The sequence below is a fragment of the Pseudomonas sp. 300 genome (assembly GCF_055803035.1).
The window spans coordinates 714,222-739,551 of sequence record NZ_JAVLRV010000003.1 but is presented as its reverse complement, the minus strand read 5'-3'; the positions used below and the strand labels follow the sequence as shown (position 1 = coordinate 739,551).

At 53.2% G+C, this 25,330-nt stretch carries 23 protein-coding genes and 2 pseudogenes; 15 read left to right on the top strand and 10 right to left on the bottom strand.

All coding sequences use genetic code 11. From position 1 onward, the window contains the following. Window position 1 precedes the first annotated feature (1 nt). From glmS to Q7W83_RS28740, 8 genes and pseudogenes are all read left to right on the top strand, one after another. Window positions 2-1,834, top strand: coding sequence for a glutamine--fructose-6-phosphate transaminase (isomerizing) (glmS, locus tag Q7W83_RS28775; protein ID WP_150630631.1), 1,833 nt, complete (start codon window positions 2-4; stop codon window positions 1,832-1,834). Between the two features lie 281 nt (window positions 1,835-2,115). Then, on the top strand, window positions 2,116-2,970 hold the full coding sequence (locus Q7W83_RS28770) for a TnsA endonuclease N-terminal domain-containing protein (protein ID WP_045061250.1): 855 nt from the start codon (window positions 2,116-2,118) through the stop codon (window positions 2,968-2,970). Beyond that, a complete protein-coding gene (locus tag Q7W83_RS28765; protein ID WP_045061251.1) occupies window positions 2,967-5,135 on the top strand; it encodes a Mu transposase C-terminal domain-containing protein in 2,169 nt (722 codons plus the stop codon). The genes Q7W83_RS28770 and Q7W83_RS28765 overlap by 4 nt, the downstream gene beginning before the upstream one ends. After that, window positions 5,132-6,592, top strand: a complete 1,461-nt coding sequence (locus tag Q7W83_RS28760) for an ATP-binding protein (RefSeq protein WP_019816907.1) — start codon at window positions 5,132-5,134, stop codon at window positions 6,590-6,592. The genes Q7W83_RS28765 and Q7W83_RS28760 overlap by 4 nt, the downstream gene beginning before the upstream one ends. 17 nt (window positions 6,593-6,609) lie before the next feature. Beyond that, window positions 6,610-8,277 (top strand): TnsD family Tn7-like transposition protein, encoded by a 1,668-nt coding sequence (locus Q7W83_RS28755; RefSeq protein WP_082060923.1) that lies wholly within the window; start codon window positions 6,610-6,612, stop codon window positions 8,275-8,277. Between the two features lie 375 nt (window positions 8,278-8,652). Next, window positions 8,653-9,105: pseudogene (locus Q7W83_RS28750) on the top strand (TniQ family protein); the annotation flags it as partial. 147 nt (window positions 9,106-9,252) lie between these two features. Further along, window positions 9,253-10,287 carry a hypothetical protein gene (locus tag Q7W83_RS28745; protein ID WP_019816903.1) on the top strand — a complete coding sequence of 345 codons (1,035 nt, stop codon included), beginning with the start codon at window positions 9,253-9,255 and terminating at the stop codon, window positions 10,285-10,287. A 187-nt stretch (window positions 10,288-10,474) separates the two neighbouring features. Next, a complete protein-coding gene (locus Q7W83_RS28740) occupies window positions 10,475-10,807 on the top strand; it encodes a DUF2790 domain-containing protein (protein WP_032872197.1) in 333 nt (110 codons plus the stop codon). Between the two features lie 303 nt (window positions 10,808-11,110). On the opposite strand, the gene Q7W83_RS28735 is transcribed toward Q7W83_RS28740, so the two are convergent. The 6 genes and pseudogenes from Q7W83_RS28735 to Q7W83_RS28710 all read right to left on the bottom strand — a co-directional run bounded on the left by Q7W83_RS28735 (window position 11,111) and on the right by Q7W83_RS28710 (window position 15,948). Next, window positions 11,111-11,578 (bottom strand): DUF411 domain-containing protein, encoded by a 468-nt coding sequence (locus Q7W83_RS28735; RefSeq protein ID WP_032872163.1) that lies wholly within the window; start codon window positions 11,576-11,578, stop codon window positions 11,111-11,113. After that, window positions 11,568-12,371: pseudogene (locus Q7W83_RS28730) on the bottom strand (c-type cytochrome). Before Q7W83_RS28730 ends, Q7W83_RS28735 begins: the two are co-directional and overlap by 11 nt. A gap of 9 nt (window positions 12,372-12,380) precedes the next feature. Further along, a complete protein-coding gene (locus Q7W83_RS28725; protein ID WP_019816897.1) occupies window positions 12,381-13,355 on the bottom strand; it encodes a copper resistance protein B in 975 nt (324 codons plus the stop codon). Then, on the bottom strand, window positions 13,327-13,575 hold the full coding sequence (locus Q7W83_RS28720) for a hypothetical protein (protein ID WP_131670796.1): 249 nt from the start codon (window positions 13,573-13,575) through the stop codon (window positions 13,327-13,329). Before Q7W83_RS28720 ends, Q7W83_RS28725 begins: the two co-directional genes overlap by 29 nt. Before the next feature lie 12 nt (window positions 13,576-13,587). After that, window positions 13,588-15,564, bottom strand: a complete 1,977-nt coding sequence (locus tag Q7W83_RS28715) for a copper resistance system multicopper oxidase (RefSeq protein ID WP_019816896.1) — start codon at window positions 15,562-15,564, stop codon at window positions 13,588-13,590. A gap of 177 nt (window positions 15,565-15,741) precedes the next feature. Continuing rightward, on the bottom strand, window positions 15,742-15,948 hold the full coding sequence (locus tag Q7W83_RS28710) for a co-regulatory protein PtrA N-terminal domain-containing protein (protein ID WP_019816895.1): 207 nt from the start codon (window positions 15,946-15,948) through the stop codon (window positions 15,742-15,744). 383 nt (window positions 15,949-16,331) lie between these two features. Between Q7W83_RS28710 and flgB the strand changes: the two genes are divergently transcribed. Then, window positions 16,332-16,745: a flagellar basal body rod protein FlgB gene (flgB, locus tag Q7W83_RS28705; protein ID WP_019816894.1), complete on the top strand. Its 414-nt coding sequence runs from the start codon at window positions 16,332-16,334 to the stop codon at window positions 16,743-16,745. Window positions 16,746-16,855: 110 nt separating this feature from the next. On the opposite strand, the gene Q7W83_RS28700 is transcribed toward flgB, so the two are convergent. Next, the gene (locus Q7W83_RS28700) at window positions 16,856-17,056 is read right to left on the bottom strand and encodes a heavy-metal-associated domain-containing protein (protein ID WP_019816893.1); all 201 of its coding nucleotides are present in this window, start codon (window positions 17,054-17,056) and stop codon (window positions 16,856-16,858) included. Window positions 17,057-17,417: 361 nt separating this feature from the next. On the opposite strand from Q7W83_RS28700, the gene Q7W83_RS28695 reads away from it, so the two are divergent. The 4 genes from Q7W83_RS28695 to Q7W83_RS28680 are packed head-to-tail and all read left to right on the top strand — an operon-like array spanning window position 17,418 to window position 19,260. Next, window positions 17,418-17,693, top strand: a complete 276-nt coding sequence (locus Q7W83_RS28695; RefSeq protein WP_019816892.1) for a metal/formaldehyde-sensitive transcriptional repressor — start codon at window positions 17,418-17,420, stop codon at window positions 17,691-17,693. A gap of 20 nt (window positions 17,694-17,713) precedes the next feature. Continuing rightward, the gene (gene dmeF / locus Q7W83_RS28690; protein WP_019816891.1) at window positions 17,714-18,646 is read left to right on the top strand and encodes a CDF family Co(II)/Ni(II) efflux transporter DmeF; all 933 of its coding nucleotides are present in this window, start codon (window positions 17,714-17,716) and stop codon (window positions 18,644-18,646) included. A 39-nt stretch (window positions 18,647-18,685) separates the two neighbouring features. Further along, complete coding sequence (locus tag Q7W83_RS28685) at window positions 18,686-19,057, top strand: hypothetical protein (protein ID WP_045061253.1); 372 nt, start codon at window positions 18,686-18,688, stop codon at window positions 19,055-19,057. Between the two features lie 2 nt (window positions 19,058-19,059). Beyond that, window positions 19,060-19,260, top strand: a complete 201-nt coding sequence (locus Q7W83_RS28680; protein WP_019816980.1) for a DUF1289 domain-containing protein — start codon at window positions 19,060-19,062, stop codon at window positions 19,258-19,260. Between the two features lie 20 nt (window positions 19,261-19,280). Here the strand turns inward: Q7W83_RS28680 and Q7W83_RS28675 are convergent, their stop codons facing one another. The 3 genes from Q7W83_RS28675 to Q7W83_RS28665 form a co-directional block, all read right to left on the bottom strand. Further along, the gene (locus tag Q7W83_RS28675) at window positions 19,281-21,638 is read right to left on the bottom strand and encodes a heavy metal translocating P-type ATPase (RefSeq protein ID WP_024014913.1); all 2,358 of its coding nucleotides are present in this window, start codon (window positions 21,636-21,638) and stop codon (window positions 19,281-19,283) included. Window positions 21,639-21,818: 180 nt separating this feature from the next. Continuing rightward, window positions 21,819-22,352 (bottom strand): cupredoxin domain-containing protein, encoded by a 534-nt coding sequence (locus Q7W83_RS28670; RefSeq protein ID WP_019816982.1) that lies wholly within the window; start codon window positions 22,350-22,352, stop codon window positions 21,819-21,821. A 157-nt stretch (window positions 22,353-22,509) separates the two neighbouring features. Beyond that, window positions 22,510-22,863 (bottom strand): co-regulatory protein PtrA N-terminal domain-containing protein, encoded by a 354-nt coding sequence (locus Q7W83_RS28665; protein ID WP_024014911.1) that lies wholly within the window; start codon window positions 22,861-22,863, stop codon window positions 22,510-22,512. A gap of 204 nt (window positions 22,864-23,067) precedes the next feature. Between Q7W83_RS28665 and Q7W83_RS28660 the strand changes: the two genes are divergently transcribed. Next, complete coding sequence (locus tag Q7W83_RS28660) at window positions 23,068-23,754, top strand: heavy metal response regulator transcription factor (RefSeq protein ID WP_019816984.1); 687 nt, start codon at window positions 23,068-23,070, stop codon at window positions 23,752-23,754. Further along, the gene (locus Q7W83_RS28655; protein WP_019816985.1) at window positions 23,754-25,142 is read left to right on the top strand and encodes a heavy metal sensor histidine kinase; all 1,389 of its coding nucleotides are present in this window, start codon (window positions 23,754-23,756) and stop codon (window positions 25,140-25,142) included. The genes Q7W83_RS28660 and Q7W83_RS28655 overlap by 1 nt, the downstream gene beginning before the upstream one ends. Window positions 25,143-25,330 lie beyond the last annotated feature (188 nt).

The following is a 25,330-nucleotide window of genomic DNA, read 5'->3' as shown; positions in this document are numbered from 1 at the left end:
CATGTGTGGAATTGTCGGTGCAGTCGCAGAACGTAACATCACTGCCATCCTCCTCGAAGGCCTCAAGCGCCTGGAATACCGTGGCTATGACAGCGCCGGTGTGGCGGTCTATACCAATGACCAACAGCTCGAGCGCATGCGTCGTCCGGGTAAAGTCAGCGAGCTGGAACTGGCGCTCCAGGCCGAGCCGCTGATCGGCCGCCTGGGCATCGCCCACACTCGCTGGGCCACGCACGGTGCGCCGTGCGAGCGCAACGCTCACCCGCATTTCTCCGGCGACCTGGCGGTGGTGCACAACGGCATCATCGAGAATTACGAAGCCCTGCGCGAACAACTCAAGGCACTGGGTTACGTGTTCACATCGGACACCGACACTGAAGTCATCGCCCACCTGCTGAACCACAAACTCAAGGATCTGCACGATCTGACCGTGGCCCTCAAGGCTACTGTTAAAGAGCTGCACGGTGCTTACGGCCTGGCGGTGATCAGCGCTCGGCAACCCGACCGTCTGCTTGCCGCTCGCAGTGGCAGCCCGCTGGTGATTGGCCTGGGCCTGGGTGAGAACTTCCTTGCTTCGGACCAGTTGGCCCTGCGCCAGGTCACGGACCGCTTTATGTATCTGGAAGAAGGTGATATCGCCGAAATTCGTCGCGATAGCGTTCAGATCTGGGACGTTACCGGCAAGATTGTCCAGCGTGAAACCGTGCAGTACCGTGACGGCGCCGATGTGGCGGACAAGGGCGAGTACCGCCACTTCATGCTCAAGGAAATCCACGAACAACCTGCCGTGGTGCAACGTACCCTCGAAGGTCGTCTGAGCCCGGACGGCGTACTGGTGCAGGCTTTCGGCCCGCAGGCTGCCGAGCTGTTCGCCAAAGTACGCAACGTGCAGATCGTCGCCTGCGGCACCAGCTACCACGCTGGCATGGTCGCCCGTTATTGGCTGGAAGAACTGGCCGGCATCCCGTGCCAGGTCGAAGTCGCCAGCGAATTCCGCTACCGTAAAGTCGTGGTGCAGCCCGACACCCTGTTCGTGACCATTTCCCAGTCCGGCGAAACCGCCGACACCCTGGCAGCGCTGCGCAACGCCAAGGAACTGGGTTTCCTCGCCAGTCTGGCGATCTGCAACGTCGGCATCAGTTCGCTGGTGCGTGAATCCGACCTGACCTTGCTGACTCAGGCCGGCCGCGAAATCGGCGTGGCCTCGACCAAAGCCTTCACCACTCAATTGGTTGGCCTGCTGTTGCTGACGCTGTCCCTGGGTCAGGTGCGCGGCACCTTGGCCAAAGGTGTCGAGGCTACTTTGGTTGAAGAACTGCGTCGCCTGCCGACCCGTCTGGGCGAAGCCCTGGCCATGGACAGCACTGTGGAGAAAATCGCCGAGCTGTTCGCCGAGAAGCACCACACGTTGTTCCTCGGTCGTGGCGCGCAATTCCCGGTCGCGATGGAAGGTGCCCTGAAACTCAAGGAGATTTCCTACATCCACGCCGAAGCGTACCCGGCTGGCGAGCTGAAACACGGCCCGTTGGCGCTTGTGGATAACGACATGCCGGTAGTGACCGTGGCGCCAAACAACGAATTGCTGGAGAAGTTGAAGTCCAACCTCCAGGAAGTCCGTGCCCGTGGTGGCCAACTGATCGTCTTCGCTGACGAGCAGGCCGGCATGACCAACGGTGAAGGCACCCACGTTGTGCACATGCCGCACATCCACGACATTCTGTCGCCGATCCTCTACACCATCCCGCTGCAGTTGCTGTCGTACTACGTCGCGGTGTTGAAAGGCACAGACGTTGACCAGCCGCGCAACCTGGCGAAGTCCGTCACCGTGGAATAAGTTATCCACAGCTGAATCGAGGGGTGGTTTTTAACAATAAAGATTGACACAAAACAATAAAGTTTGACACTGGCGAACATAGATTGACACAAGGCTCAAACCCCCGTATCTACGGGGGTTTTCCTTTCCAGGCTTTCCCTTTGGTCTGGAATCATCGCTTCAACTTTCAGCGGGTGTAGTCTAGAAAACGTTTTGTATACGGCCGCTTTGCCGGTCGTGTCCTTCTACGACTTTTTCTCGGCGCGAGGTGAAGCGGTCCGCATCGACTGAGGAGGCGTGGGTTGCGAGGTCGTAAGTTTGCATCACAGCAGGACATTGAACGGCACATTGCAAATGGATTTGGCGAAGGCGCCGGGGCAAGCTACGTGCCTTGGCTGCGGGTACAAGATGTCCCGTCGATAGGTCGTTCGCACAAGATTCAAGGCGTGAAGATCGAGAGGATTCATCACCTCCTGTCAGATCTCGAGCGTTCGTACTTCCTTGTGTGTGAATTTTCTGAAGACGTCGTGGATATACGGGAGCAATACCCTTTACTACCCACAGAGCGTGCGCAAGCGATAGCGTCGGCGATCGATGTACGCTATCCAAGATACCCTAGAACAACACTGCCTTATGTGATGACAACAGACTTCCTGTTAACTGTTAAGGACCCGAGCGGAAACTTCAAATCGGTAGCTAGGACGGTGAAGTATCGTTCCGATTTAATTGGCAATGGAAGTAAAAGAACGCTTGAAAAACTTGAAATTGAAAAGCGTTTTTGGGAAAGCCAAGGTGTTGATTGGAAAATCGTAACAGACGAGTTTTTTACACGAGATTTGATTAAAAATCTTGGACTAATCAGGAGGTACTCGAAGCTCTCTCGTGATTTAATGAAAGCGCCGTTGCATTCGAGTTTTATCGAGTGCCTTGTAAACAGCCGGGAATATTCGTGGACCTTGGCCACCTGTCTAAGAAAAATAGCATCACTTCTGTCCATTTCCTATATAGACGCTCAAGCAATTTTCTTTCATCTGGTTTGGAACAAGATACTGAAAATCGATTTGGTTAACACTCCTCTCCACCTTACTGGTCTAGTTCCTGGCTTCGAAGTTTCACCGGGCCCTGTCCAAGTATCGTTGAAGGAGAAATTATCATGACTGTTCTCGTTAATGACGTTTTCGAGCCTGTAACCGATCTGTCGGTCATTGCTACGATAGCCAGGCTCCTTTACCAGGATGAAACGCATGACTTAGCAGTTTTGATGGATCTAGCTGACCCACCCCGGCAGCCGTACGCGGTTGGTCTGGATGAGCTGCGTCGCTCGATAGCGTCTGGTCACACCAAACCAGCAGCCATCACCACGCCCGAGTTTATGCTTGTGCTTGAGGAACAGTTGGATGAGAGAGCCAAGCAAGGCCGGGACGAAAAGTGGGCCGTCATCGCCCCTCTATTAGATCCTGAATACCCGGGACAAATATTTGTACGAGGTGAGTTAGGCCGGCTTGTTAGCAGACGGGCGTCAGAGCTCGGAATCCAGCGGAAAACGATCTATCGGCTTCTTTACCGATATTGGTTTTATGGTCAAGTTCGCAACTCATTGCTTAATAATTATACGGCGGTAGGTGTTGCCGATAGAAAATATGATCCGAGCAGGCCACCAGGGCGAAAGCCTAAATTTCAAGGCGTTCTTACTTCGCCTTCCAAGATGCTCAGTGCAGTTGATAAACGATGCATCCGTGTTGGATATGCTCTTTATGTAAGAGATAAGAAATCATCTATTTCGAGCGCATATGACGAAATGTTGAGACGATTCTACTCTGTTCGAGACATCTCTAAAAACAGTGAAGAAGAGCTTCGTTTGTTGCCTGGTTCAGAACTCCCCAGCTTGAGGCAGTTCCAATATTGGGGACAGATTTTTTTCGACGAGATTGAAACCGAGCGTGGCCGTAAAGGGTTGAGGAGGTGGTTAAAGGATTGCCGTCCGCTTTCAGGTACCGTTCGAGATTGGCTGCGTGGACCCTGTCATCAGTTCGAAATCGACGCAACGATTGCCGATATTTATTTGGTCAACAGCTACTCTAGACGGATGCTCATTGGTCGGCCCGTTGTTTATATCGTAGTGGATAGTTTCTCCGGAATAATTGCTGGTCTCTATGTAGGATTGGAGGGCCCTAGTTGGAATGGGGCGAGACAAGCGCTGTTCAACGCGTTTACCTCCAAAGTCGAGTTCTGCGCTCAGAACGGCGTTGACATCAATGCAGATGATTGGAATTGTCACCACCTGCCCCACCAGATTTACGCCGACCGGGGAGAGATGCTGTCACTCGCAGCAGAGGGGTTATCCTCAGGGTTGGGAATTGAGATGGGCACTGCCCCACCTTATCGGCCTGATTGGAAGCCTATGGTAGAAAGTCGGTTTGGCATTTTGAATGATTTGACGGGTATCAGGTGGCTACCTGGCGGGGTAGCTGCGCGGGACAAAGAGCGCGGCGAGCGAGATTACCGGCTCGATGCCACGCTGAACCTCAAAGAGTTCACCCAAATCCTCATCAATTGCGTGCTCCACTATAACCGTCACCATCGACAGCCTGACCGACTGACTCAAGCGATGATGAATGACGGCGTAGAACCTACGCCTAACGGTATATGGAATTGGGCCTGCGACAACGACCTGATCGAATCCAACAAACGTCCCGACGAGCTGGTTTATCTCCACCTTTTACCGCGTGAGCGCGCGACCGTTCAAAAGGGCGGAGTGATGTTTCGCGGCATGCACTACGTGTGTGATATGGCCATAGAGAAAGATTGGTTTGCCAAGGCTCGCAAAGGGGGCGTTTGGTCAATAGAGTGTTGGTTCGATCCGAACTCTGCGGCACACATTTGGATTCAAGGAGAGGCCAAGCAGTTTATCCGTTGTGATCTTCGACGATCGGATGCCGGTTACGCGAATTATCGCTCGGACGAGATTTTTGATCTGCTCGAAGCCTATCGCCAAAAACCGCCTACTCGCCGTCGAGCTGAGCTGGAAAGCCGTGTGCAGCTTAGCGATCAGGTCCACCAGATCATCAGTCACGCGCTCGCAGAACGAAAACAGGAACCTGCTCCGCCTACTAAGGCAGAGGCCACTGGAAACATCCGCGAGAACCGCGCAGAAGAACGTCTCCGCGAGCGTGAAAATGCGGTTGTTCCTGAAGGCGTCAGGGTGGAGCCAGCTTCACTTCAATCTGAAACGACACAGAAAGCGCATGATTCATATGCCGGTGAGCGCACCGCTCAGGTTATCGATTTGCTCAAAAGAATTCGGCCAGGACAGGCAAAATGAAAGGTGCACAGACGTTTGCCAATTACGTCAGACAGGACATTAGTGAGTATGCGGGTAACCCGCTTATCGAAGCTTTGCCTCCGATATTGTCGGAGGCGGCGGCTGTTGAACTGATTTCGAACTTTCCTCAGCCGGTGGATCCGAAAGAGCTGACGCTCGAAGGAGCCACTCGAATTCACTGTATCGACAGGCTGAGAACCGTCGTACAGCCGTTCTTGCTACATCTGGAACTGGAGGCCCTGTTCTCACTGCTCATCCGTCGAGGGTATGTCGGGCGTAACCCGATGTCGCCCGCTACCGTCCGGCATTTGCATTCTTTATCGGGAGCTCAGCGTTACCACGATGCGTTCAAGTCCACTGCAGAAACGTTTACGGTCGTCGGCCTGAGCGGCATTGGCAAGTCAACGGCACTCCACGCCATCTTGAGCCTTTATCCACAGACAATCCGTCATGAGCGCTATGAGGGAAAGCAGTTTGTTCATACCCAAATCACATGGCTGAAGCTTGACTGCCCTCGGGATGGATCGCTGGCTGGATTTTGCCAGCAGTTTTTTTATGCGGTTGGAGACGCTCTAGGAGACAAGGACTACCACAAGCGCTACCGGCATCGAAACATCAATGATGCGCTGCAACAGATGGAGCAGGTGGCCAGCACGTTTTTCATCGGCGCCTTGTTGATCGACGAGCTGCAAAACCTCCACCTGGCGAAAACCGGTGGTAAGGAGAGCATGCTGAATTTTTTCCTGCACTTGGTAAACAACATCGGTATCCCGGTGGTTTTCAGTGGCACGAACTCGACGATTAGCCTGTTCTCAGAAGCCATGCGGACTGCCCGCCGAGTTTGTGGTGCTGGTACGCTCGAATTCAAACGATTCGAAAAGGATGATGAGGAGTGGCGGTTGTTGGTCGAAAATCTCTGGAGCTATCAGTGGTGCAAACAGACGGCTGAGCTGACCGACGAGATTTTTGACACGCTGTATGAGCACACTCAAGGCGTCACGGATTTCCTGGTCAAGCTGCTGGTATTGAGTCAGCGTTATGCGGTCCAGAGTGGCTCGGAGTGTTTGACTGCCGAGATCCTGGTGAAGGTAAGCAACTCAAAAATGCAGATTCTAAAGCCAGCCCTTTCAGCTCTGCGTAGCCGTGATCCGAAGCGGATGCGACAGTTTGACGATTTGCTGCCGATTGAGGATCAGCTGAGCGAAATGATGGTTTTCGATGGATTGGCACGAGAGGATCGCCTCACCTTGCTTCGAAGCGTTGTATCCCGTGAGAAGCCGGTAGACCCATCTCCGACCATTTTTGCGAAAGATCACCCATCGCCGATTGCTACTGCTGTGGAAAACTCAGAGGCTAAAGCGCTTAGCGAACATGACGCTCCCCTCGACGCTCTGCGCGCTGCGGGCTGGCTCAACGAGGACCTGTTTGAGTTCTCACCGATGTATCACAAAGCGTGAGTCGGAGGGGGGGTGAAGTGCAACTTAAACTCCATTTCTTCCCCGCCGCGTTTCCCGACGAGACGCTGCACAGCGTGATTTCTCGTTATGCCCGTCTTTGCGGTGTTCGTAATTGCCAAGCAGCATTTGCCGGACTGAAATCGGCGGCAGCTTTTTCGCAAAATGTGGCATTCCCGAGTCATTTAGGGGATTTTGTCGATGCGCTACCCAGCGGTACTGAGCTATCGGTAGCCGAGGTCCTCATGCGCCACACATTATTACCCTACTATGCGCCGTTTTTGAGGATGAGCCAGGTCGAACACGCTCGGACGCTGATGACCGCTGATGGGAAAGGCTTGATGTTGAAGCTGGGCGTCAACGCGAGCCGTATTGGATTCGCCTCCCGAGTGCGGTTATGCCCAGAATGTATCGCACAAGATCAGGCTCAACGGGGAGTCGCTTACTGGCACAGGGTCCACATGCTTCCAGGCGTGCTGGTATGTCCGCATCACGGTACGTCACTCAGGATCCTTGATCCTCGCTGGTCCAGCCGCAGCTCTCGACAACTCAATCTGCCCAATGATGAGAATGTGCAAGCACACACAGTACTTCTCGACACCCCGTTGCGGTGCATGCCACCGCTTCACGAAATAGCGTTGCGCTCACTTCAGGTCCTCGAGTCTGACGTCACTGCTTTGTCGGCGGAGGCGGTGCGCTTCACGCTTTTACACAGGGCAACGCAGCTCAACCTTGCTTCTGATAACCATCGCTTGCACCTGCACATGCTGGCGCAGCACATGGCCGATTTTTTTGCTGCACTCCCGCGAGAATGGGAGTTTTCTATACTCGGAGATGTTCGTGCAGGTACACCCGCCTCATGGGTCACGAAGCTGCTTCGTACGCCTATAACCTCTCACCATCCGCTCAAATACATTTTATTGGCCGGTGCTCTGGGCGTTGAAATGGTGAGCTTGCTTCATGGTCAATGCCCAGTGAAAGAGGCGGTGGCATGTGATCCGAAAGCTCACATTCGGCTTCACGCGCGCCTTTCTCCGGTGATGCCTGGTGAAGGCCTGGACTGTTCGTCAGCCGCTGTGTGGCAACATGCTCTTGAAGGAGCTGATGCCAAAAAGATCGCTGCCGTTCTAGGCGTTTCATCAGCGTATGTCTATCGTCACATCAGAAATGTACCCGGCGGGCAAGATGCTTGGAGGGAGGCACGATTTCACACTGAGCTATGCGCAAGACGCGCGGCTTTCGAGGCTGATTATCGATTTTACAAAGCACATGCATGCAGGGGGTATGCGTGGCTGTATCGCCACGATAAGCAGTGGCTTTCGGAGTCAACTGCAAACCCAAGCCCCCATCGTACGCCTCGTCTAAATAGCACCGAAATGTTCGCTGCCCTCGATGCGAGACTGGCCGGCGAAGTCCGTCAGTGTGCCGACGCGCTTTATGCTCTTGCGGGTAAGCCTGTCCGCATTTCGCGTACCAGGATAGGTCGGGAGCTTCATGTTCTTTCTCGCTTCGAAAAGCAGCTTTGCAAGCTTCCTCTGTGTGCAGCAATGCTCGAAAAAGTATGTGAACCAATCGAAGGCTTTCACGATAGGCGTCTGCGATGGGCTAGACGCCAATTGCTCTCAGAGGGCAAGGCTGTATCACGTTCTTCGCTCTACAGGGTCGCGAGCATTCGACCCATGCTGTAATCCAGCTGGGCATTCCCCCTCCATCTAAAAAGTTCTAAATCAATTCACCATAAACCCATTATTTTTCTGTTAATGAAAAAATTCCCCTCCAGAATAGGTCCGGCATACGCTGGATCATCACGATCAGCATGTAAACGTACTAACCCGCGATCAACGGAAATAGTTTTGCAACCGGCATGGGCTGACCTACGCGGGTTTATCGATACGTGTTTTGTATTCGAGGAATACGGGCGCGGCAGGATTTAGATGAATTCACTACGATTCAAAGTTGAGCGGCTTGTCATTTCAAATCCAGACCGGATGCAGAATTTTAGGGGTTGCATATATACTGCCCCCGGATGCACATTCTCTTCGAGCCCTACCTTTAATCGGTAAATGATGTCTGATCTATTATTTTTCCCCGTTTCGATGCCGGATGAAATGCTTTACTCTCGTGTCACCCGATATCACTATCTGTCAGGTAACAGAACCGCGACGGAAACCTATCGCGATTTGTTCGCATCGAAACCCTTTTGCATCGGTGGCATCGTACCCAAGCAGATCGAGAGGCTCGCGCACAGGCTGCCGGGGCAATCGGAGAGCAATCTCGCAGAGTTGATCAGAAGCAATACTACTTTTCCTGCTTACCGACCGTTTCTTGGGGTTAAGCAGGGGCCAGAGAACGACGTAGGGCCACTGGGTTATGACGGGGTGGTACGGGTGCCCCGCAGAGAAGAGTCCACCCATGGCAAGGCTAAGCTTTGTCCTACCTGCGTTCAGGAAGATTTGATTGAGCGGGGTTCTGCCTACTGGCATCGATCTCACCAGATACCCGGTGTTGCCGTCTGTTGGCGTCATGGCGACGCATTGATCCATGCCTGCCCCGAGTGCTCTCGCCCGTTCTACCGTAAATTGAAGCTGCTTCCCAATCTGACTGAGCCATGCGCATGCGGCTGGAGCCCGTTAAACAGCGCAGCAATACACAAGGGGTCAAAGATGGAACAGAAAGTCGCTCTGTTCGCACACGATATCCTGCAACGCAATATCCCTCCGATAGGCAGTACGGTATTAAGTTCGTGCTACGTCCGCCAATGCAAGAAACGCGGATTCATTTTCGGAAAAAATGCGGGTATCGCAAAACTATTCGACAGCATCCAAAGCGCTTACGGCGATGAGCTTTTGGCGCAGATTGATCCAGCCTACAACACCGGAAAGCATGAGCAATGGATCCGGCTCAAATCAGATAAAGGTCAGCTAAATATGCCGCTCGCGCGGCATTTGATCATTGCTCTTCATTTGTTTTCCAGTGCAGATGGCTTTGAAGAGGCTCTGAAGAATGAGTCTATTCTGCTGAGTGCCGCTGTTTCTCCGCGAGCGCCCAAAGTCGAAGAATCGCGTCTTAGTCAAAAAACTAGATATCGCCAAAAAATCGAGTTGCTTTTAGCGCTACGTACCGATGCCAATATCGAGTACCTCTGGAAGAAGGCGTACAAACCTACGCAATGGATTCTAGAAAATGATAACGCATGGTTAATGGCAAAACTCCATGCCCCTAAAAAAGCTACAGTTAAGGTCGAAAAGTCCGTCGACTCAAGAGACGACGCCTATGCAGCCCTTATCGAAGCGGGCGTAGATGAGCTGTATAAAGTTACGAAAGATCCGAAGAGAGTGAACATTCGGAATTTGCAATCGCTGCTCCCAGGTTCGTTACCTCATGAGCTGGATCTACGCAAGCAGAGGTTCCCTCTTACTTATCAACAGATCAAGATTCATCAGGAGTCAGTATGGCATTTTCGTCTAAGAACTTTGGTGTGGACTGTCTCTGAACTCATCAGGATGAAGCTCCCCGTGAATTACTCGACGGTAAGATTGACCTCAGCGGTATCAAGCAAGGTTTTCCTGGTTTTTTGCAGTTTCTTCGAGTGGGATCTGGAAAGCCTGGCAAGAACCGGGGTCGACGCGGAGGCCCTGCTCAGGTCTACCGGCGTATCGAGGAATTGGGAGGGACCACCGGTTCAAATAAGCTTTTGAGGGCATCTTTGTTCCGTCAGCGTCTGCCAACCTTTGGTGTTAACAAAAATCCCATCTGGCTTGAAAGCGTAAATGCGGGGTAGCGTCCACCTTTCACATTAGTAACCTTCGCGGCAGCTTTCTGAAAGCTTTCACTTGTTACTCTTTAACTCAGTAAATTGAGCTTTAGGAGAAAATCATGAAAGCAATGACAGCAGTGAAAGCGTTTTGCGCCGCTTCGATTTTGACCTTATCTTCATTAGCCATGGCTGAAGGTGGCGGTGACCGCGTGTATGGTCGAATGATGCAAGAGAACCAACAAGCAATGGAGCAATATGCCTCAAGGAACGGCAAGACTCCTCCTGAAGTTGTTCATTATGAATATGGTATGAACCTCGATATCCACAAGGTCGTCAGTGTCACGCAAGCCAATAAAACCTGTGGGGTTGCCCCTTCGCGCATGACCTATGAAGACTCTACGGGCAAGCTTAACACCGTGGAATATAAGGTCATGGCCGACAACTGCCCCCATGGAAGCTAGACAATGAAATTATTTAAGAACTGCATAATTCTCCTTTGTCCGAAACTAGCTTACTGCTCGCTGACGTAGAAGTAATTTTCAGGAAAGCCTGAAGTTATCCATTTTATGAAATCATTCCGTCAGTCGAAGGGTTTCTAACGTGCAGTAAACAATTGCTCGACCACCTGATACATCCCGCCTCCTTGTTTTTCCTTTGGTTTGGGAGGTGGTTTAGGCGCCCTAGTGGCGCCTTTTTTACGTTCGAAATGAGCTATGTCCTCTGCACGGCCATGACCTTCACCATGCAGGAGTGAGATTAGAAGATCAGTTTTCGGGGTATTCAGCAACGACGTGGTCTGTGCCTGCCTTTGACAAGCCGATTACGTTATACGCGTCATGTTTCCCGTCCACTTCCATTCCTGGGGAGCCGGCCGGCATGCCTGGAACGGCAATCCCGAGCAGGTCATCACGTTTGCTCATCGCAATGATTTGCTCGGCGGGCACGTGACCTTCAACAAACTTTCCGTTGATGGTTGCTGTGTGACAGGACGAGAGCTCAGGAGAAATCCCGAGACCGCGCTTGATCGCGCTCATGTTGGTTTCCACGTGATCAACGACGGTAAAGCCGCTGGCTTCAAGGTGCTGGACCCATTTCTTGCAGCATCCGCAATTAGCGTCGCGATGTACATCGATCGTCAATGGCTCTGCTGCGTGACTGGCTGAACTGATGAACAGAGCCACGAGAGCAGCGAGACGAAGTGCCCGTCTGCGACGAAGAGAATTATTTCGCATGGGTATGTTCCTTCCCATCAGTATGTGTATGTGATTTGGGCTGTACGGTTGGAGTCGGGGCCGCGTCATCTGAAGCTTCCCTACCCTTATGATCGGCGTGGTCCGCAGGCTCCTTTGCAGACGGCGCTGCGGAGGGGCCATGGGCATGTGCCGTGTTTTTCTCGTCATCATTAGCGCGGACTTCCGCCCTTTGGTTGGCAGCACCTGCGCCACTTTGCCCCTGGGTCGTTCCATGTTGACCCTCATGGTTGTGCATCACGCTTTCGCCACCACCGTGTTGATGGCCACCGCTACTCGTGATCAGGGCTTTGTATTGCTCTGTATCAAGTGACGGAAGCTGCTGGAGAAATGCGACCATCCCCTATATGTACGGATCGGCCATGCTTTTGCCCCACGCGGGCATGCCGGTGGATTTGATGCCGTGCTTGATGATCCAAAAAGCTGCGGCTGGGTGCCCATCGACGCCCAGTTTTGAAAGGTTCGGAGGTGCGGGGTAAAGGCTGTTACTCAGTTCGGTGCCTGTAAGGCCCGGAGCCAAATGGCAACCGACACACATCGAGTTGTAGTTGCCAGCACCTTCACGGATGAGGGCTTCTTGGCTCAGGTCGGGGACCTGAATGTCGCGCGAGCGCACTTCGATCGAGCGATCCCGAGCAATAGAAAGTAGCGCGTAGACAGGGGCAGAGTGGGGATCATCCGCCCCGACATTGATCACGCCGAAATATACCACGCCGGCAGCCGCTGCTACGGTGGCCAGACCAGCAGCTATCAGTGCCTTCAGTGTAATCTTCATGCCCGGTTCTCAGAACCACATCCGGATACCGGCGACAAAGCGTGCCTCGCTGGCATCTTCACCTTCCTCACGTGCAAAGTCTGCCGTATTGCCATAGGAACGGCTCCAACTCACCCCGATATAAGGGGCAAATTGGCGGACAATCTCATAACGCAATCGGAGCCCCACTTCGGTGTTGGCTAATCCGGACCCGATGCCGCGCTGAGGGTCATTCTTCCCATAAAAATTGACCTCGGCCGTCGGCTGCAAGATCAATCGATTCGTCAGCAGAATGTCGTAATCGCCTTCCAGTCGAGCAGCCGATTGACCGTTCTCACCGATGTAGGCAGTCGCTTCGGCCTCGAAGTTGTAGAGGGCCATGCCCTGAATGCCGAGTGCGGCCCAGGTTTGAGGAGACCCTGGTTTGAAATCCTGTCGTACACCGGTGACGACGTCCCACCACGGTCCGATGGAGTGCCCCCAGAGCGCGGATAATTCAGCACTTTCCGTCACGCCATTGGTACGTTCGCCTTCCGAGCGCAACCACAGTCGATCAATGTCACCGCCGATCCATCCTTTCGCATCCCAAGCCAACGCACTACCGTTGTCAGCATCCTGGTATTCAAACTTATCCAGCAGCATGAAAGAGTTGATTGTTTTGTCGTGGACACCATGACCAGCGACATCTGGAAAGGCGGCTGCACGGTCAGCATCGGTAAGTACGGGGACAGGGGTTCGACTGGTTGTCGTCGTCCCTTCATCCATACTTTCCATGCCGGTCATTTGACCGTCGTCCATTTTCATCTTGCTGTGGTCCATAGCCCCCATGTTGCTATGGTCCATCGCTCCCATGGAGCCATGGTTCATCTTCGAGTGATCCATCTCTTCAGCGGCGTGAGCCACGGCAAAGAAGACAGGACTCGTAGAAACTGCCAATACCATCAACGTTGGGCGTAAAAAATTCTTGGTCATGATCTCAATCCGCCTTCTTGTTTTCATGGTCATGATCCATCGACTCATGGCGCATCTTGGTATGAGGTATCGTCGCGTGATTCGGCGTTGCCTCGTTTGACGTGGTCGCAGTCTTGTTCGGCGCATCCGCAGAAGTAGCAGGTGAAGGATCACCACGTTCTTCGACTGCCAATGCTACGCAGGAGAATCCACCCATCAGGCCAAAAGCAAAGAGGCAACCGATCAGCGATTTACGATTTAGGTGTGTGCTCACAGATCGTCTCCTTTACTCATCAACCCGTACTTCACGGAACATGCCCATTTCCATATGGAAAAGCAGGTGGCAGTGATAGGCCCAGCGACCTAAAGCATCGGCGGTTACTCGATAGCTGCGCTTGGTACCCGGTGGCATGTCGATTGTGTGCTTACGTACCATGAACTTGCCGTTTTCATCTTCAAGGTCGCTCCACATTCCATGAAGGTGGATGGGGTGCGTCATCATGGTGTCGTTTACCAAGGTGATGCGAAGACGCTCCCCGTACTTGAGACGAAGGGGCTCAGCATCAGAAAATTTGATGCCGTTGAAGGACCAGGAAAACTTTTCCATGTGACCGGTCAGATGCAGCTCAATGGTGCGATTGGGCTCTCGGCCATCAGGGTCCTGGAAAGTGCTCTTCAGATCTGAGTAAGTGAGCACCCGTCGACCGTTGTTCCGCAAACCGATACCTGGATCGTTCAGTTTTGGCGTTGGGTTCATGGCCTGCATGTCAACCAACGGGTTGTTGGTTTCGGACGCTGGGTGAGATTGCATCTCGCCTCCCATACCGCCCATCCCTGCCATCTGGCTGTGGTCCATGCCGGCCATGTCGGACATGTCGCCTTTGTCCATCCCCGCCATCTTGCTGTGGTCCATGCCGGCCATGTTGGACATGTCACCTTTGTCCATACCTGCCATCTTGCTATGGTCCATGCCGGCCATGTTGGTCATGTCACCACTGCCCATGCCGGTCATCCCGGTCATGTCACCTTGGTCCATTCCCTGCATCTTGCTGTGATCCATGCCAGCCATACCTGACATGTCACCCTGTTTCATATCGCCGCCGCCCATGCCAGCCATGCTGCCATGGTCCATGCCAGCCATACCGCCCATGCCCATGTCATCCATGGTCAACAGCGGACGCGGATCGATCGCCGGTACCGGTGCTTTCAGTCCTTCACGAACTGCCAAGGTCCCCCGCGCATAGCCGGTTCTATCCATGGACTGGGCAAAGATTGTGTAAGCCTCCTCGGTGGCAGGCTCAACAATCACATCATAGGTTTCTGCCACGGCGATTCGGAATTCATCGACACTGACTGGTTGGACATATTGGCCGTCGGCCGCCACCACGGTCATTTTCAAACCAGGAATGCGAACATCGAAATAGCTCATCGCTGAGCCATTGATAAAGCGCAGGCGTAGCTTCTCGCCAGGCTTAAAAATACCGGTCCAGTTGCCGTTCGGCGCTTGGCCATTCATGAGGTAGGTGTAAGTATCCTCGCTGACGTCTGCCAGATCAGTTGGGTTCATTTTCATTTCGGCCCACATTTTCCGGTCGGCGACGGCAGCAGACCAACCTTGCTTGCTGACGTCGTCGATGAAGTCGCCCACGGTACGTTTGTGGTGGTTGTAGTAGTCCGATTGTTTCTTGAGTTTGGCCATGACGCGCCCAGGATCCTCATCGGTCCAGTCAGTCAGCATCACCACATAGTCGCGATTGTATTGAAACGGCTCAGGCTCTTTCGAATCGATGACTATTGGCCCGTAAACACCTGCCTGCTCTTGCAACCCAGAATGGCTGTGGTACCAGTACGTGCCGTTTTGATGCACCTTGAACTTGTATTCGTACATGCCGTCGGGCGCGATGCCGTGGAAGCTCAAACCCGGTACGCCATCCATGTTGGCAGGCAAAATAATGCCGTGCCAGTGGATGGAGGTGTCTTGATCCAGACGGTTCTTCACGCGCAGAGTGACCGTCTCCCCTTCGCGCCAACGCAGCAAAGGCCCCGGCAACGAGCCATTGATGGTCATGGCTGTGCGCGGCGAGCCAGTGATGTTTACCGGCGTTTCACCAATAAACAGATCAAATTCGTTGCCGGTGAGGACGCTCGGCAGGCCGGGACTGGTCACTGCCCATACAGGAGTGCGCCACAGACCAAGGCCACCAAGGATGCCGCCGGCGGCCAGGCCTTTAACGAATGTCCGTCTAGAGGTTTTGGAATGCATGCCGTTTATTTCCAATCAGTCAAAAGGGAGCCGTTCAAATCAACCCGTGAGTTGGCAAGATGAGCTTCGCGTACCGAAAAAAAGACGAATTTTTCATTGCAAGCGAGCTCAGAAATTGCCACATCTAAACCACCTTCGTGATTACATTTCTGTCAGCTTGGCCGCGTGCCTGATCGTTCAGCAGTTTTTATGGTCCATCGCTTTGGCTTTGCTTTCAGCGACAGGCGGTTGAGCGCTCTGCGTTTGAGCTACCTGGTACGATTCCATCGAATTCGTCCTGGCCACTTCCATACGTGCGAAAGTCCGGTCACCACCGCCTTCAGCCATGGCCAGAGTGGAAACAGTCAGCGCTGCGACGACGAACAAGGTTTTGATGGTGTTCATATGGGCTACCTCAGATGTGTGAAAATATCCCCTCTGAATCACATCATGGATTGGACTCTTTGGGGGTGAGCAAAAGACTCAGTTGGACTATAAGAGACACCCCCTGTCAGGAAGCTTAGGCCAATATTACAGTTGTGTCAGTTTGGAATATTTTTCTTGAAGTACACGCTATTTAATACGTATGGTCTCCATCTTTTCGCATTGCGCGACTTTTATTGAATATAAGATTGAAGTGTAATCATTGCTTTGGGTTCCATTAATTCTCACGGAGGCGATGTTCTAGGTCTCTGCATTAAAATTAATAGGAGACTTGAATGCTCTGCTGCAACAGCTGGGTGTTCAATGATCAAAGAAGATAGTAATGCCACCGAGGGTGATTAATTGTGAGTATTAATTTTGAGAAAGCATTAGGCTCCGCAGAAAGAGCGTTAGTTTATCGTGGCCAAAGAGCTGAGATCTTAAGTAACAATATCGCGAACGCTGACACTCCGAACTTCAAAGCCCAAGACTTGGATTTTTCTACTGTGCTCGCCAGCCAAACCAAAGAACCTGCTACCACTGCGTTTTCTTTGAAAACAACAAACGCAAAGCATTTTCTTAAGAAAGAATCGGCGGTGGCTATATACGGGCGCGACTTGCTTTACAGCACGCCGGCTCAGCCTGCCTTGGACCAAAATACTGTCGATCAGCAGGTCGAGGTCGCGAAATACACGGAAAACGCGATACGTTTCGATGCCGCTTTTACTCGGCTAAATGGAGCATTCAAGGGTTTGCTCAAAGCTCTGCGCGGTGACTAGCAGCATAGGCGCATGCGAGCCAACTTTGGCCGATACAGCGGCTCAGGTACTTTCGGATTCAAAGGTATTCACCATCAGACGACGCTCTACTCAGGAGCAGGCGTCTCCATTCAATGGCTGATCTTGGAAGGAAAACCAACAGCCTCCACAGCTTTACGGAGCTGTTCAGCGTTTTCGCTACTTTCAACACTCACCTTACCGGTTGATCGATCGACGGAGACCGTAGCGTTGTCGTCCAGTGCCTGGATCGCTCTGGTGATTTTGCCGACGCAGCTGCCGCAACCAATGCCTGATACATCTAAGACGACCATGTGAATTACCCTCGTGCTGAGCGGTGTCTTTTCCCCGCAGCGACAGCATCGACGTTGACACCATGGCAAGGTCAACGATTATCTAATCAAAGCCGTGAGCGCAGATTTCGAGAAGTTTTACGGGACTTGACCACTCGGCTGCTAATTAGCTCGCTACCATTTGAACGGTTTCCAGGAGTGCGCCCTATTGTTCTCGTCGGTAAAGGTCGGCTAACGGCAACATTGCGGCTCTCTCGCTTGATCCAACGATTTTGTATGCCTCTCGTTTCGTCAACGGCTTTGATCTGTCCTCCCGCGAACCTTGCATAGGTATAGGGGGGAGGCCTATCATGCGACCCTATATAGGTAGGGGGGGTATAGCGTGGGTCATATCGCATCACACAAAGACGATCTTCTTAAACGTGTAAAACGTATTGCCGGGCAAATTCAAGCTGTTGAACGAGCATTGGAATCGGACTTCGACTGCGCCAAGACACTACATCTTGTTGCGGCCACTCGGGGTGCCATCAACGGGCTGATGGAGGAGATCATCGAGGATCACGCACGAGCACATGTCGCGAACCCCGCGCTCAGCGAAGAAGAGCGTAACAAGGGCGTCGAAGAGCTTCTTGAAGCTATCCGCCGGTACTCCAAGTGAATGCATCCAGGTAAACACGTATGAGCAGGACCGACATCGATTACACACACGACCACGTGTTTCTAGGCTCAGCGCACGATGAGAATGCCAAGCGTACGCTTTGGGTTGTAGCACTCACGGTGGTAATGATGATCGGGGAGATCACCGCCGGCTATATCACGGGTTCGATGGCGTTACTGGCCGATGGCTTCCACATGGCAACCCATGCCGGCGCATTGGGCATCGCGGCGGCCGCTTACGGATACGCAAAACGCCACGCTACCAGCCAGCGCTACAGTTTCGGTACAGGAAAGGTTGGAGACTTGGGCGGGTTCGCCTCGGCGCTGATTCTTGGCATGATTTCGTTGGGCATTGGCGTTGAATCGTTCATGCGTTTGTTGCAGCCAACACCGGTTCAGTTTGGCACCGCGACCCTCATCGCCGTTGTCGGTTTGCTCGTCAACATTGTCAGTGCCCTGCTGCTGGGTCATGGGCATGGGCATGGGCATGGACATGGACATGGGCACGACCACGATCACCCTCATGCCCACAACGGAAACGACAACAACTTGAGGTCCGCCTATGTCCACGTCGTTGCAGACGCGCTGACGTCGATTCTGGCCATCGCTGCCTTGCTTGCCGGTCGATATCTGGGTTGGGTGTGGCTCGACCCGGTCATGGGTATCGTCGGCGCTATCGTTATCGCGCGTTGGGCCTGGACCTTGATGGGGGTAACTGCGGGCGTGTTGCTCGATCAGACCGACGCGCACGTTGCCGAGGAAATCCGCGAACTCGTTGAGAAACCTGGTGGCGCTACCATTACAGACTTGCACGTTTGGAGGGTGGGACCTCAAGCGTGCGCGGCGATCGTCAGCGTTCTAGGTGAAGCCACTGTGAACGCCGAGAGCATTCGTGAGCGTCTCAAAACAGTTCACGAAGTCAGCCACCTGACCGTCGAGTTCCGGCAGACATGACTCAGCGCCTGTCCAGCACAACCTCTATAGGACACACCGATGCCGCCCGGTAAACGTGAACTGGCTCGGATCGAGCGCCAGTTGATCGTCACGCTCACCGACGCGTGCGAAACAGCAAAGGACGAGATAAAGGGGTTTATTTGGCTCACTCACACCGCTGACCTAAGTGCGTTGGCTGAAACCCTGAAGGTCATCTGGGTGTTCGAAACCCTGGCTGACAGGAAGCGGGCCGAGATTGACGCGAAGGCCCGCATCTTTGAGTTGACGGCGATCGCCTTGAAAGAGGCCAATCTTGACCTGCCTGTTTCAGACCGCAATGTCCGCTTTGACTCGGAGCAAGAGTGCCAACGCACGCACATAGGCGACTGGAAACGTCGCGTGGCTCAACTACATAAAGCTAAGGGGGACTGACCATGGCAAAAGAAATCGAGAATCCTTGTATCTCGGTTTGCCAACTCAGTGGTGATCTGTGTGTGAGCTGCGGGCGGAATAAGGAAGACATCAGAAAGTGGAAGCGCATGAAGCGGCCCGAAAAAATGGCCGCTGTGCAAAGGGCGAATGCGCGCTTAAAGGGATTGAAGAAAGCACATGGATCGCCATTCCCCCCGAGTTAAAACCGCTGCAATTTTGAAGGTCAGTCAACTCGGGTATTCCTCAGCCTCAATGCATTGAAAACTACCGACGCGGAACTGACGCTCATGGCTATGGCAGCGATCATTGGCGACAGGAGGTGCCCCGTCAATGGATAGAGCAAACCAGCGGCAAGAGGTATACCCATTGAGTTGTAGAGAAAAGCAAAGCCCAAATTCTGGCGCATGTTTTTAACTGTGGCGACCGAAAGAGCTCGTGCTCGTAAGATCCCCATCAGGTCACCTTTGACCAGCGTGAGTTGCGCGCTATTCATCGCCACGTCAGTCCCCGTTCCCATGGCTATCCCCACATCTGCTCGCGCCAGGGCCGGAGCATCGTTGATACCGTCACCTGCCATGGCCACTTTTCGCCCGTGTTGCTGTAGGTCTGCCACCAGACGTTCCTTGTCTTGGGGTTTGACTTCACCGTGGACCTCTTCAATCCCCATCTCCCTGGCGACAGCCCGAGCGGTAGTAAGCCCGTCCCCAGTAGCCATGATGATTTTCACGTTGTGAGCCTTAAGCTTGGTGACGGCCTCTTTTGAGGTTGGCTTGATCGGATCTGATACGGCCAACAAACCTGCCAATGCGCCGTCGACGGCGAGGTAGATAATACTGATGCCGTCAAGTCGCAACACCTCAGCGCGCTCTTGTAGGGAGTTGGTGCTCACGCCTGCGGCTTCCATCAACGCTGTGTTCCCCAGCTGGAGCTTCTTGCCATCGACAACGCCACTGACGCCGATACCCGAATCCGACTCAAAGGATTCGGGCTTGGTGAGCTTTATGTTCTCGGCTCGGGCGTGATCGACGATCGCATGTGCTAAAGGATGCTCACTGCCCTGATCAAGGCTGGCAGCCAGGTGAAGGACGTCGTCGGGATTGAAGGTGGGAGTGGCCTCCACGCTGTGAAACACGGGCCGTCCCTCTGTCAGGGTGCCTGTCTTGTCGACAATCAGCGTGTCGATTCTGCAAAGGCTTTCAATTGCACTGGCATCTCTGAACAAAACACCCATGCTGGCTGCTTTACCTGTCGACACCATGATCGACATAGGCGTAGCAAGTCCCAACGCACAGGGACAAGCGATGATCAGCACGGCGACAGCGTTGATTAGACCAAACACCCAACTGGGCTCAGGGCCGAAAAGCCCCCAACCGATAAATGTCATTATCGCAATCGCGATAACACCCATCACGAAGTAGCCGGCAATCGAGTCGGCCATTCGTTGCATCGGCGCCTTGGAACGCTGAGCTCTCGCGACCATCTGTACGATCTGGGACAGCATGGTTTCGGCACCGACCTTCTGGGCCTCCATCACCAGGCTCCCATGCGTATTCAGCGTGGCGCCGATCAGGCTATCTCCAGCTTTCTTCATTACCGGGACTGGCTCGCCAGTGAGCATCGACTCATCCACCGCACTTTCACCCTCAAGTACCGAACCATCAACTGGCACCTTTTCACCCGGTCTGACCCGTAAGTGGTCTCCCAGGTGCACATGTGTGAGAGGAATGTCTTCCTCCTGGCCATCGGCATTGATCCGGCGTGCAGTTTTGGGCGAAAGGCCGAGAAGAGACTTAATGGCGGCGGAAGTTTGTGATCGGGCTTTGAGCTCAAGGATCTGGCCAAGCAACGTGAGCGAGATGATGACCGCTGCCGCTTCGAAGTAAACGCCGATACGTCCATCTTGCATGAAATTGGAGGGAAAACTTTGGGGGAAGAGCGTTGCTATGACGCTGTACAGATAAGCTGCGGCGGTGCCCAACCCAATCAGAGTCCACATGTTGGGACTGCGATTTTTAACCGAGGCCAGTCCCCTTACAAAAAAAGGCCATCCTGCCCATAAGGTCACGGGTGTCGCCAGAGCGAACTCGATCCAGTTTTGAGCCGAACCATGAAGAAGTTGTAACGAGTGACCCGCCATCGCGAGCACGGTTACGACCACGGTTAAGGGCAGCGACCACCAGAAGCGGCGATTGAAATCCCGGAGTTCAGGATTTTCTTCTTCATCAAGCGCCGGCATGACAGGCTCTAGTGCCATGCCACATTTAGGACAGTTACCGGGGCCGGTCTGCCGTATTTCAGGATGCATCGGGCACGTAAATTCAGTGCCCGTTTGTACCGCAGACTCCGGCGTTGTGCTGCCTGACTCGTTGCGCACCACGTGGCCACTGTAGCGCTCAGGGTCCGCTCGAAACTTCTCCTGACATTTCAGGCTACAGAACCGATACGTCTGTCCTTGGTAAGTCTCAGCAAATTTACTCGACGAAGTGACTGCCATTCCACACACCGGGTCATGTAGATCAGCATCATCCCGGGAAGCAGCATGGGTGTGATTATGGTCGTGATGGCCAGAGGTGGTAGGCATGTCTATTCCCCTTGTAAGGTGCTACTAGAAATGAGCATATTCAGTACAACGCTGATTTGCGGCTCCACAGTGGTGCGGTGATGTTTCCGCACGGACCCCGGCTGAGAAGCGTTGCTATGTTACTTGCGACTTAGCGTAGCCAACTCTTGCGTCGGGCCGGCAGAAACAGCCGACTCCGGTTTATTTCAGATCAAATTCGCCGACCATTCCCGATTGGTAATGCCCCGGCACGTTGCAGGCAAACTGAAGCCCTGCACTGTCGTTGAAGGTCCAGATCAGCTCTTGGGTTGAGCCAGGCTCAATCAGGACACTGTTAGGGTCGTCATGCTCCATTGCGACCATCTTCATTCCGCCCATGCCGTGGCTCATGCCGCTCATCTTCCCGGTACCGGTAGGGCTTAATGTTCCGTTCTTGAACATGCTTGCCATTTCTTTCTGGTGTGCTGCATGAGCAGCGGCTTTGCCGATGTTGAACTCATGCAGCAGCGAACCCTCGTTGCGAAGGACAAAGCGGATTGTTTCACCAGGTTTTACGTCGATGCTTTTAGGCTTGAAAAAAATGTCGCCCATCTCGACCTCTACAGTGCGGGTAACGTCAGAGGCCACACCAGGCTGGCCTATGTCGTCTTGTCCATGCCCAGCATTAGCCATAGCCGTAGCAGCGAAAAAAAGGGTCATTGCTGCGATGAACGGGGTAGCGAGCGTAGTTTTCATGGTGACCTCAGGAATACGTGGGAACATTGGCTATGCTAATGATGCTCAGCTGCCAGCTAACTGACTTGGGCATTACTTCTTTGTCAGTTTTCTAAATAGATACGGCGTCCAATTGACGCCGCAACAAGATGCTGACAAGTACTTATCCTGGGGGCGTTTATTGATGGTTTTCTGAAAGCATCAATTTGTGCTCGCGCTGCATCTGGCGCAAAACGTCGTCAACAATTTTGTCGTGCTTCTCCATCCAGGCTAGATGCTGTTGGGGTGACATTGAGGCATCTGGGTGATCGTTGTGGAGCTGGCTCATGATGTCGCCAAGCATCTTCATGTGTTCTGCCATGTGGACGTGACGCTCTCCTTCAGGGGCTTGTTCAGCTTTCATCAACGTGGCCTCGGCCTTGTCGCGCAAACCTTCCATACGCTCAATCACACGATCTCCGCCGCTTTCAGCCCACACAGAAGCCGAGACCAGTATCGAGCTTACAAAAAACAGCATTTTCAGGTGGTTCATCGGGGTAGCTCCTCATGAGGGAATCCGACTTCCATACGATTCATCGCTCAGAGGTCGGTCGAGCACCAATGAAGTGCTCATGTCTGAACCCTAGCCAGCACTCGCTGACATCTACCTGAAGCCAAGATTACTTTTCTGTCAGTTGCTGGTTGGCTGCCAGTTTTCGTTGCAGACTCCGCTTAACCTTTATCTGAGAACGACCTCATGAGACTTCTTGTCGCTGAAGACGAACCAAAAATAGGTATCTATTTGCAGCAAGGGCTCAACGAGGCCGGGTTCAATGTCGACCGTTTCACGAATGGAAAAGAGGCGCTTCAGCACGCTTTGAGCGAAGCCTATGATCTGCTGATTCTCGACGTCATGATGCCGGGTTTGGATGGCTGGGAAGTCCTGCAGAAGGTGCGCGCTTCCGGGAAAGACGTCCCGGTGCTTTTTCTCACCGCCAGAGACCGCGTTGAAGACCGAGTGAAGGGACTTGAACTCGGTGCGGATGACTATCTGATCAAACCCTTCGCGTTTTCTGAATTGCTTGCTCGAGTCAGAACGCTGCTGCGTCGCGGTAGCAGCGCACCTTCGCAAACCTTTATGAAACTGGCTGACCTTGAAGTGGACCTGCTCAAGCGTCGAGCCATCCGAGGAGGCAAACGCATAGACCTTACGGCCAAAGAGTTCGCGTTGCTTGAGCTTCTGCTGCGTCGTCGAGGGGAGGTGCTGCCAAAGTCTCTTATCGCCTCCCAGGTTTGGGATATGAACTTCGACAGCGATACCAACGTTATCGAGGTTGCAGTGAGACGGCTCAGGGCCAAGATAGACGACGATTTTGAGGTCAAGTTGATTCATACCTCAAGGGGAATGGGTTACATGCTCGATGCACCAGATTCGGAGTCGTGATGAACCGGATGTCCCTGACGACTCGTATGAGTCTGATGTTTATGCTCGCGGTAACGGCCGTGCTCACGGTCGCCGGACTCAGTTTCAATAACCTCAGCCGGCATCATTTCAAGATGCTGGATCAGCAGGCATTGTACGAAAAACTCCACTCGACCCAGCGGATCTTGTCCGGGCTGAGCAACATCGATCAATTCAGCGAGGCTAAACCGGAGTTAGAAGCGCTGCTGGGCGCACACCGTGATTTGACTGCGCTTATCATCGATGGCGACGGCAAGGTGCTGTTTGCGGATCCCGGCCCGGTCGACGTTCCGAAGGCGTTTCGAACAACCACAAACACAACCGTCTGGGAATGGCGGGAGCAAGAGCAGATGTTCCGTGGTGTGACTGCGCAATCCGTAGTGACGGGACAAGAAAGGCCATTAACTGTCATGTTGATTTTTGACGTTACGCAGCATATGTCCTTTTTCGAGACGCTCGAACGATGGTTTTGGATAGGGTTGGTGATCAGCGCATTGGTCAGTGCTGCACTCGGCTGGATGGTAGCTAGCAGTGGCATGCGGCCTATCCGCCAGGTCACATGGGTTGCTGCCTCCATGTCAGCAAAATCACTCAAGGAGCGTATTCCCCTGGCACCCGTTCCGAAAGAGCTTCAACAGATGGTGTTGTCGTTCAACGCCATGTTATCCAGGCTCGACGATGCATTTGTCCGGTTATCCAACTTTTCGGCAGACATTGCCCACGAACTACGGACCCCCGTGAGCAACTTGATGACCCACACTGAAGTGGTGCTTTCGAGAAAAAGAAACATCGAGGACTACGAAGACAATTTGTACTCCAATCTTGATGACTTGAAGCGCATGAGCCGGATGATTGATGACATGCTTTTTCTGGCGAAATCTGACAATGGTCTAATTACGCACGAGAGCAAGCCAATAGACCTGGTGGCTGTCGTGGAAAAATTGCTTGAGTACTACCGCCTGTTGGCTGATGAACGAGGGATCGAGCTCAAGGTTTCAGGACGGGGGAGCGTGCGAGGTGATGTTCTTATGCTCCACCGAGCGATTTCCAATCTGCTCTCAAATGCGCTGCGCTACACCTATGAAGGGACGTCAATCAGTGTCGATATTCAGCACAAGGATGCGTCGGTAACGGTTGTCGTGGAAAACTATGGTGAGCCCATTGCCCCCGAACACCTTGAAAAGCTGTTTGATCGTTTTTATCGCGTGGACCCAGCGCGGCGAGAAGGAAGTCCGAGCAACGCAGGGCTAGGTCTGTCAATTACCCGATCAATTGTCGAAGCGCACAATGGCAAGATCTGGTGTACGTCAGGCGACGGGAAAACGGCTTTTCATCTTGAGTTTCCGGCCGTCGATTCCACGGTTAGCTGAGCGACAAAACATTGGGACCAACGACGTCTTGGCGTTCTGCGTTTGCTACGCCTCTGCGGATTTTTCAAAGTGATTGAGCTCCCCTGTCCTGCGGTACGCCGTGTCTTTTCCAGGTCTTGCTACGCTCAACGATTAGATGCCAAACATCGGATCAAGCTGACTGAAATGTAATCGAACAGTTTGTGATC

Bases quoted from the DNA above. Each gene is read 5' to 3' on its own strand.
- Q7W83_RS28735 (WP_032872163.1), bottom strand. From the start codon at position 11,578: ATGCGAAATAATTCTCTTCGTCGCAGACGGGCACTTCGTCTCGCTGCT.
- Q7W83_RS28685 (WP_045061253.1), top strand. From the start codon at position 18,686: ATGCCGCCCGGTAAACGTGAACTGGCTCGGATCGAGCGCCAGTTGATC.
- Q7W83_RS28740 (WP_032872197.1), top strand. From the start codon at position 10,475: ATGACAGCAGTGAAAGCGTTTTGCGCCGCTTCGATTTTGACCTTATCT.
- Q7W83_RS28725 (WP_019816897.1), bottom strand. From the start codon at position 13,355: ATGACCATGAAAACAAGAAGGCGGATTGAGATCATGACCAAGAATTTT.
- Q7W83_RS28665 (WP_024014911.1), bottom strand. From the start codon at position 22,863: ATGAACCACCTGAAAATGCTGTTTTTTGTAAGCTCGATACTGGTCTCG.
- Q7W83_RS28655 (WP_019816985.1), top strand. From the start codon at position 23,754: ATGAACCGGATGTCCCTGACGACTCGTATGAGTCTGATGTTTATGCTC.
- Q7W83_RS28680 (WP_019816980.1), top strand. From the start codon at position 19,060: ATGGCAAAAGAAATCGAGAATCCTTGTATCTCGGTTTGCCAACTCAGT.
- Q7W83_RS28660 (WP_019816984.1), top strand. From the start codon at position 23,068: ATGAGACTTCTTGTCGCTGAAGACGAACCAAAAATAGGTATCTATTTG.
- Q7W83_RS28700 (WP_019816893.1), bottom strand. From the start codon at position 17,056: ATGGTCGTCTTAGATGTATCAGGCATTGGTTGCGGCAGCTGCGTCGGC.
- dmeF (WP_019816891.1), top strand. From the start codon at position 17,714: ATGAGCAGGACCGACATCGATTACACACACGACCACGTGTTTCTAGGC.
- Q7W83_RS28760 (WP_019816907.1), top strand. From the start codon at position 5,132: ATGAAAGGTGCACAGACGTTTGCCAATTACGTCAGACAGGACATTAGT.
- Q7W83_RS28675 (WP_024014913.1), bottom strand. From the start codon at position 21,638: ATGCCTACCACCTCTGGCCATCACGACCATAATCACACCCATGCTGCT.
- Q7W83_RS28715 (WP_019816896.1), bottom strand. From the start codon at position 15,564: ATGCATTCCAAAACCTCTAGACGGACATTCGTTAAAGGCCTGGCCGCC.
- Q7W83_RS28710 (WP_019816895.1), bottom strand. From the start codon at position 15,948: ATGAACACCATCAAAACCTTGTTCGTCGTCGCAGCGCTGACTGTTTCC.
- glmS (WP_150630631.1), top strand. From the start codon at position 2: ATGTGTGGAATTGTCGGTGCAGTCGCAGAACGTAACATCACTGCCATC.
- Q7W83_RS28745 (WP_019816903.1), top strand. From the start codon at position 9,253: ATGGAACAGAAAGTCGCTCTGTTCGCACACGATATCCTGCAACGCAAT.
- Q7W83_RS28670 (WP_019816982.1), bottom strand. From the start codon at position 22,352: ATGAAAACTACGCTCGCTACCCCGTTCATCGCAGCAATGACCCTTTTT.
- Q7W83_RS28765 (WP_045061251.1), top strand. From the start codon at position 2,967: ATGACTGTTCTCGTTAATGACGTTTTCGAGCCTGTAACCGATCTGTCG.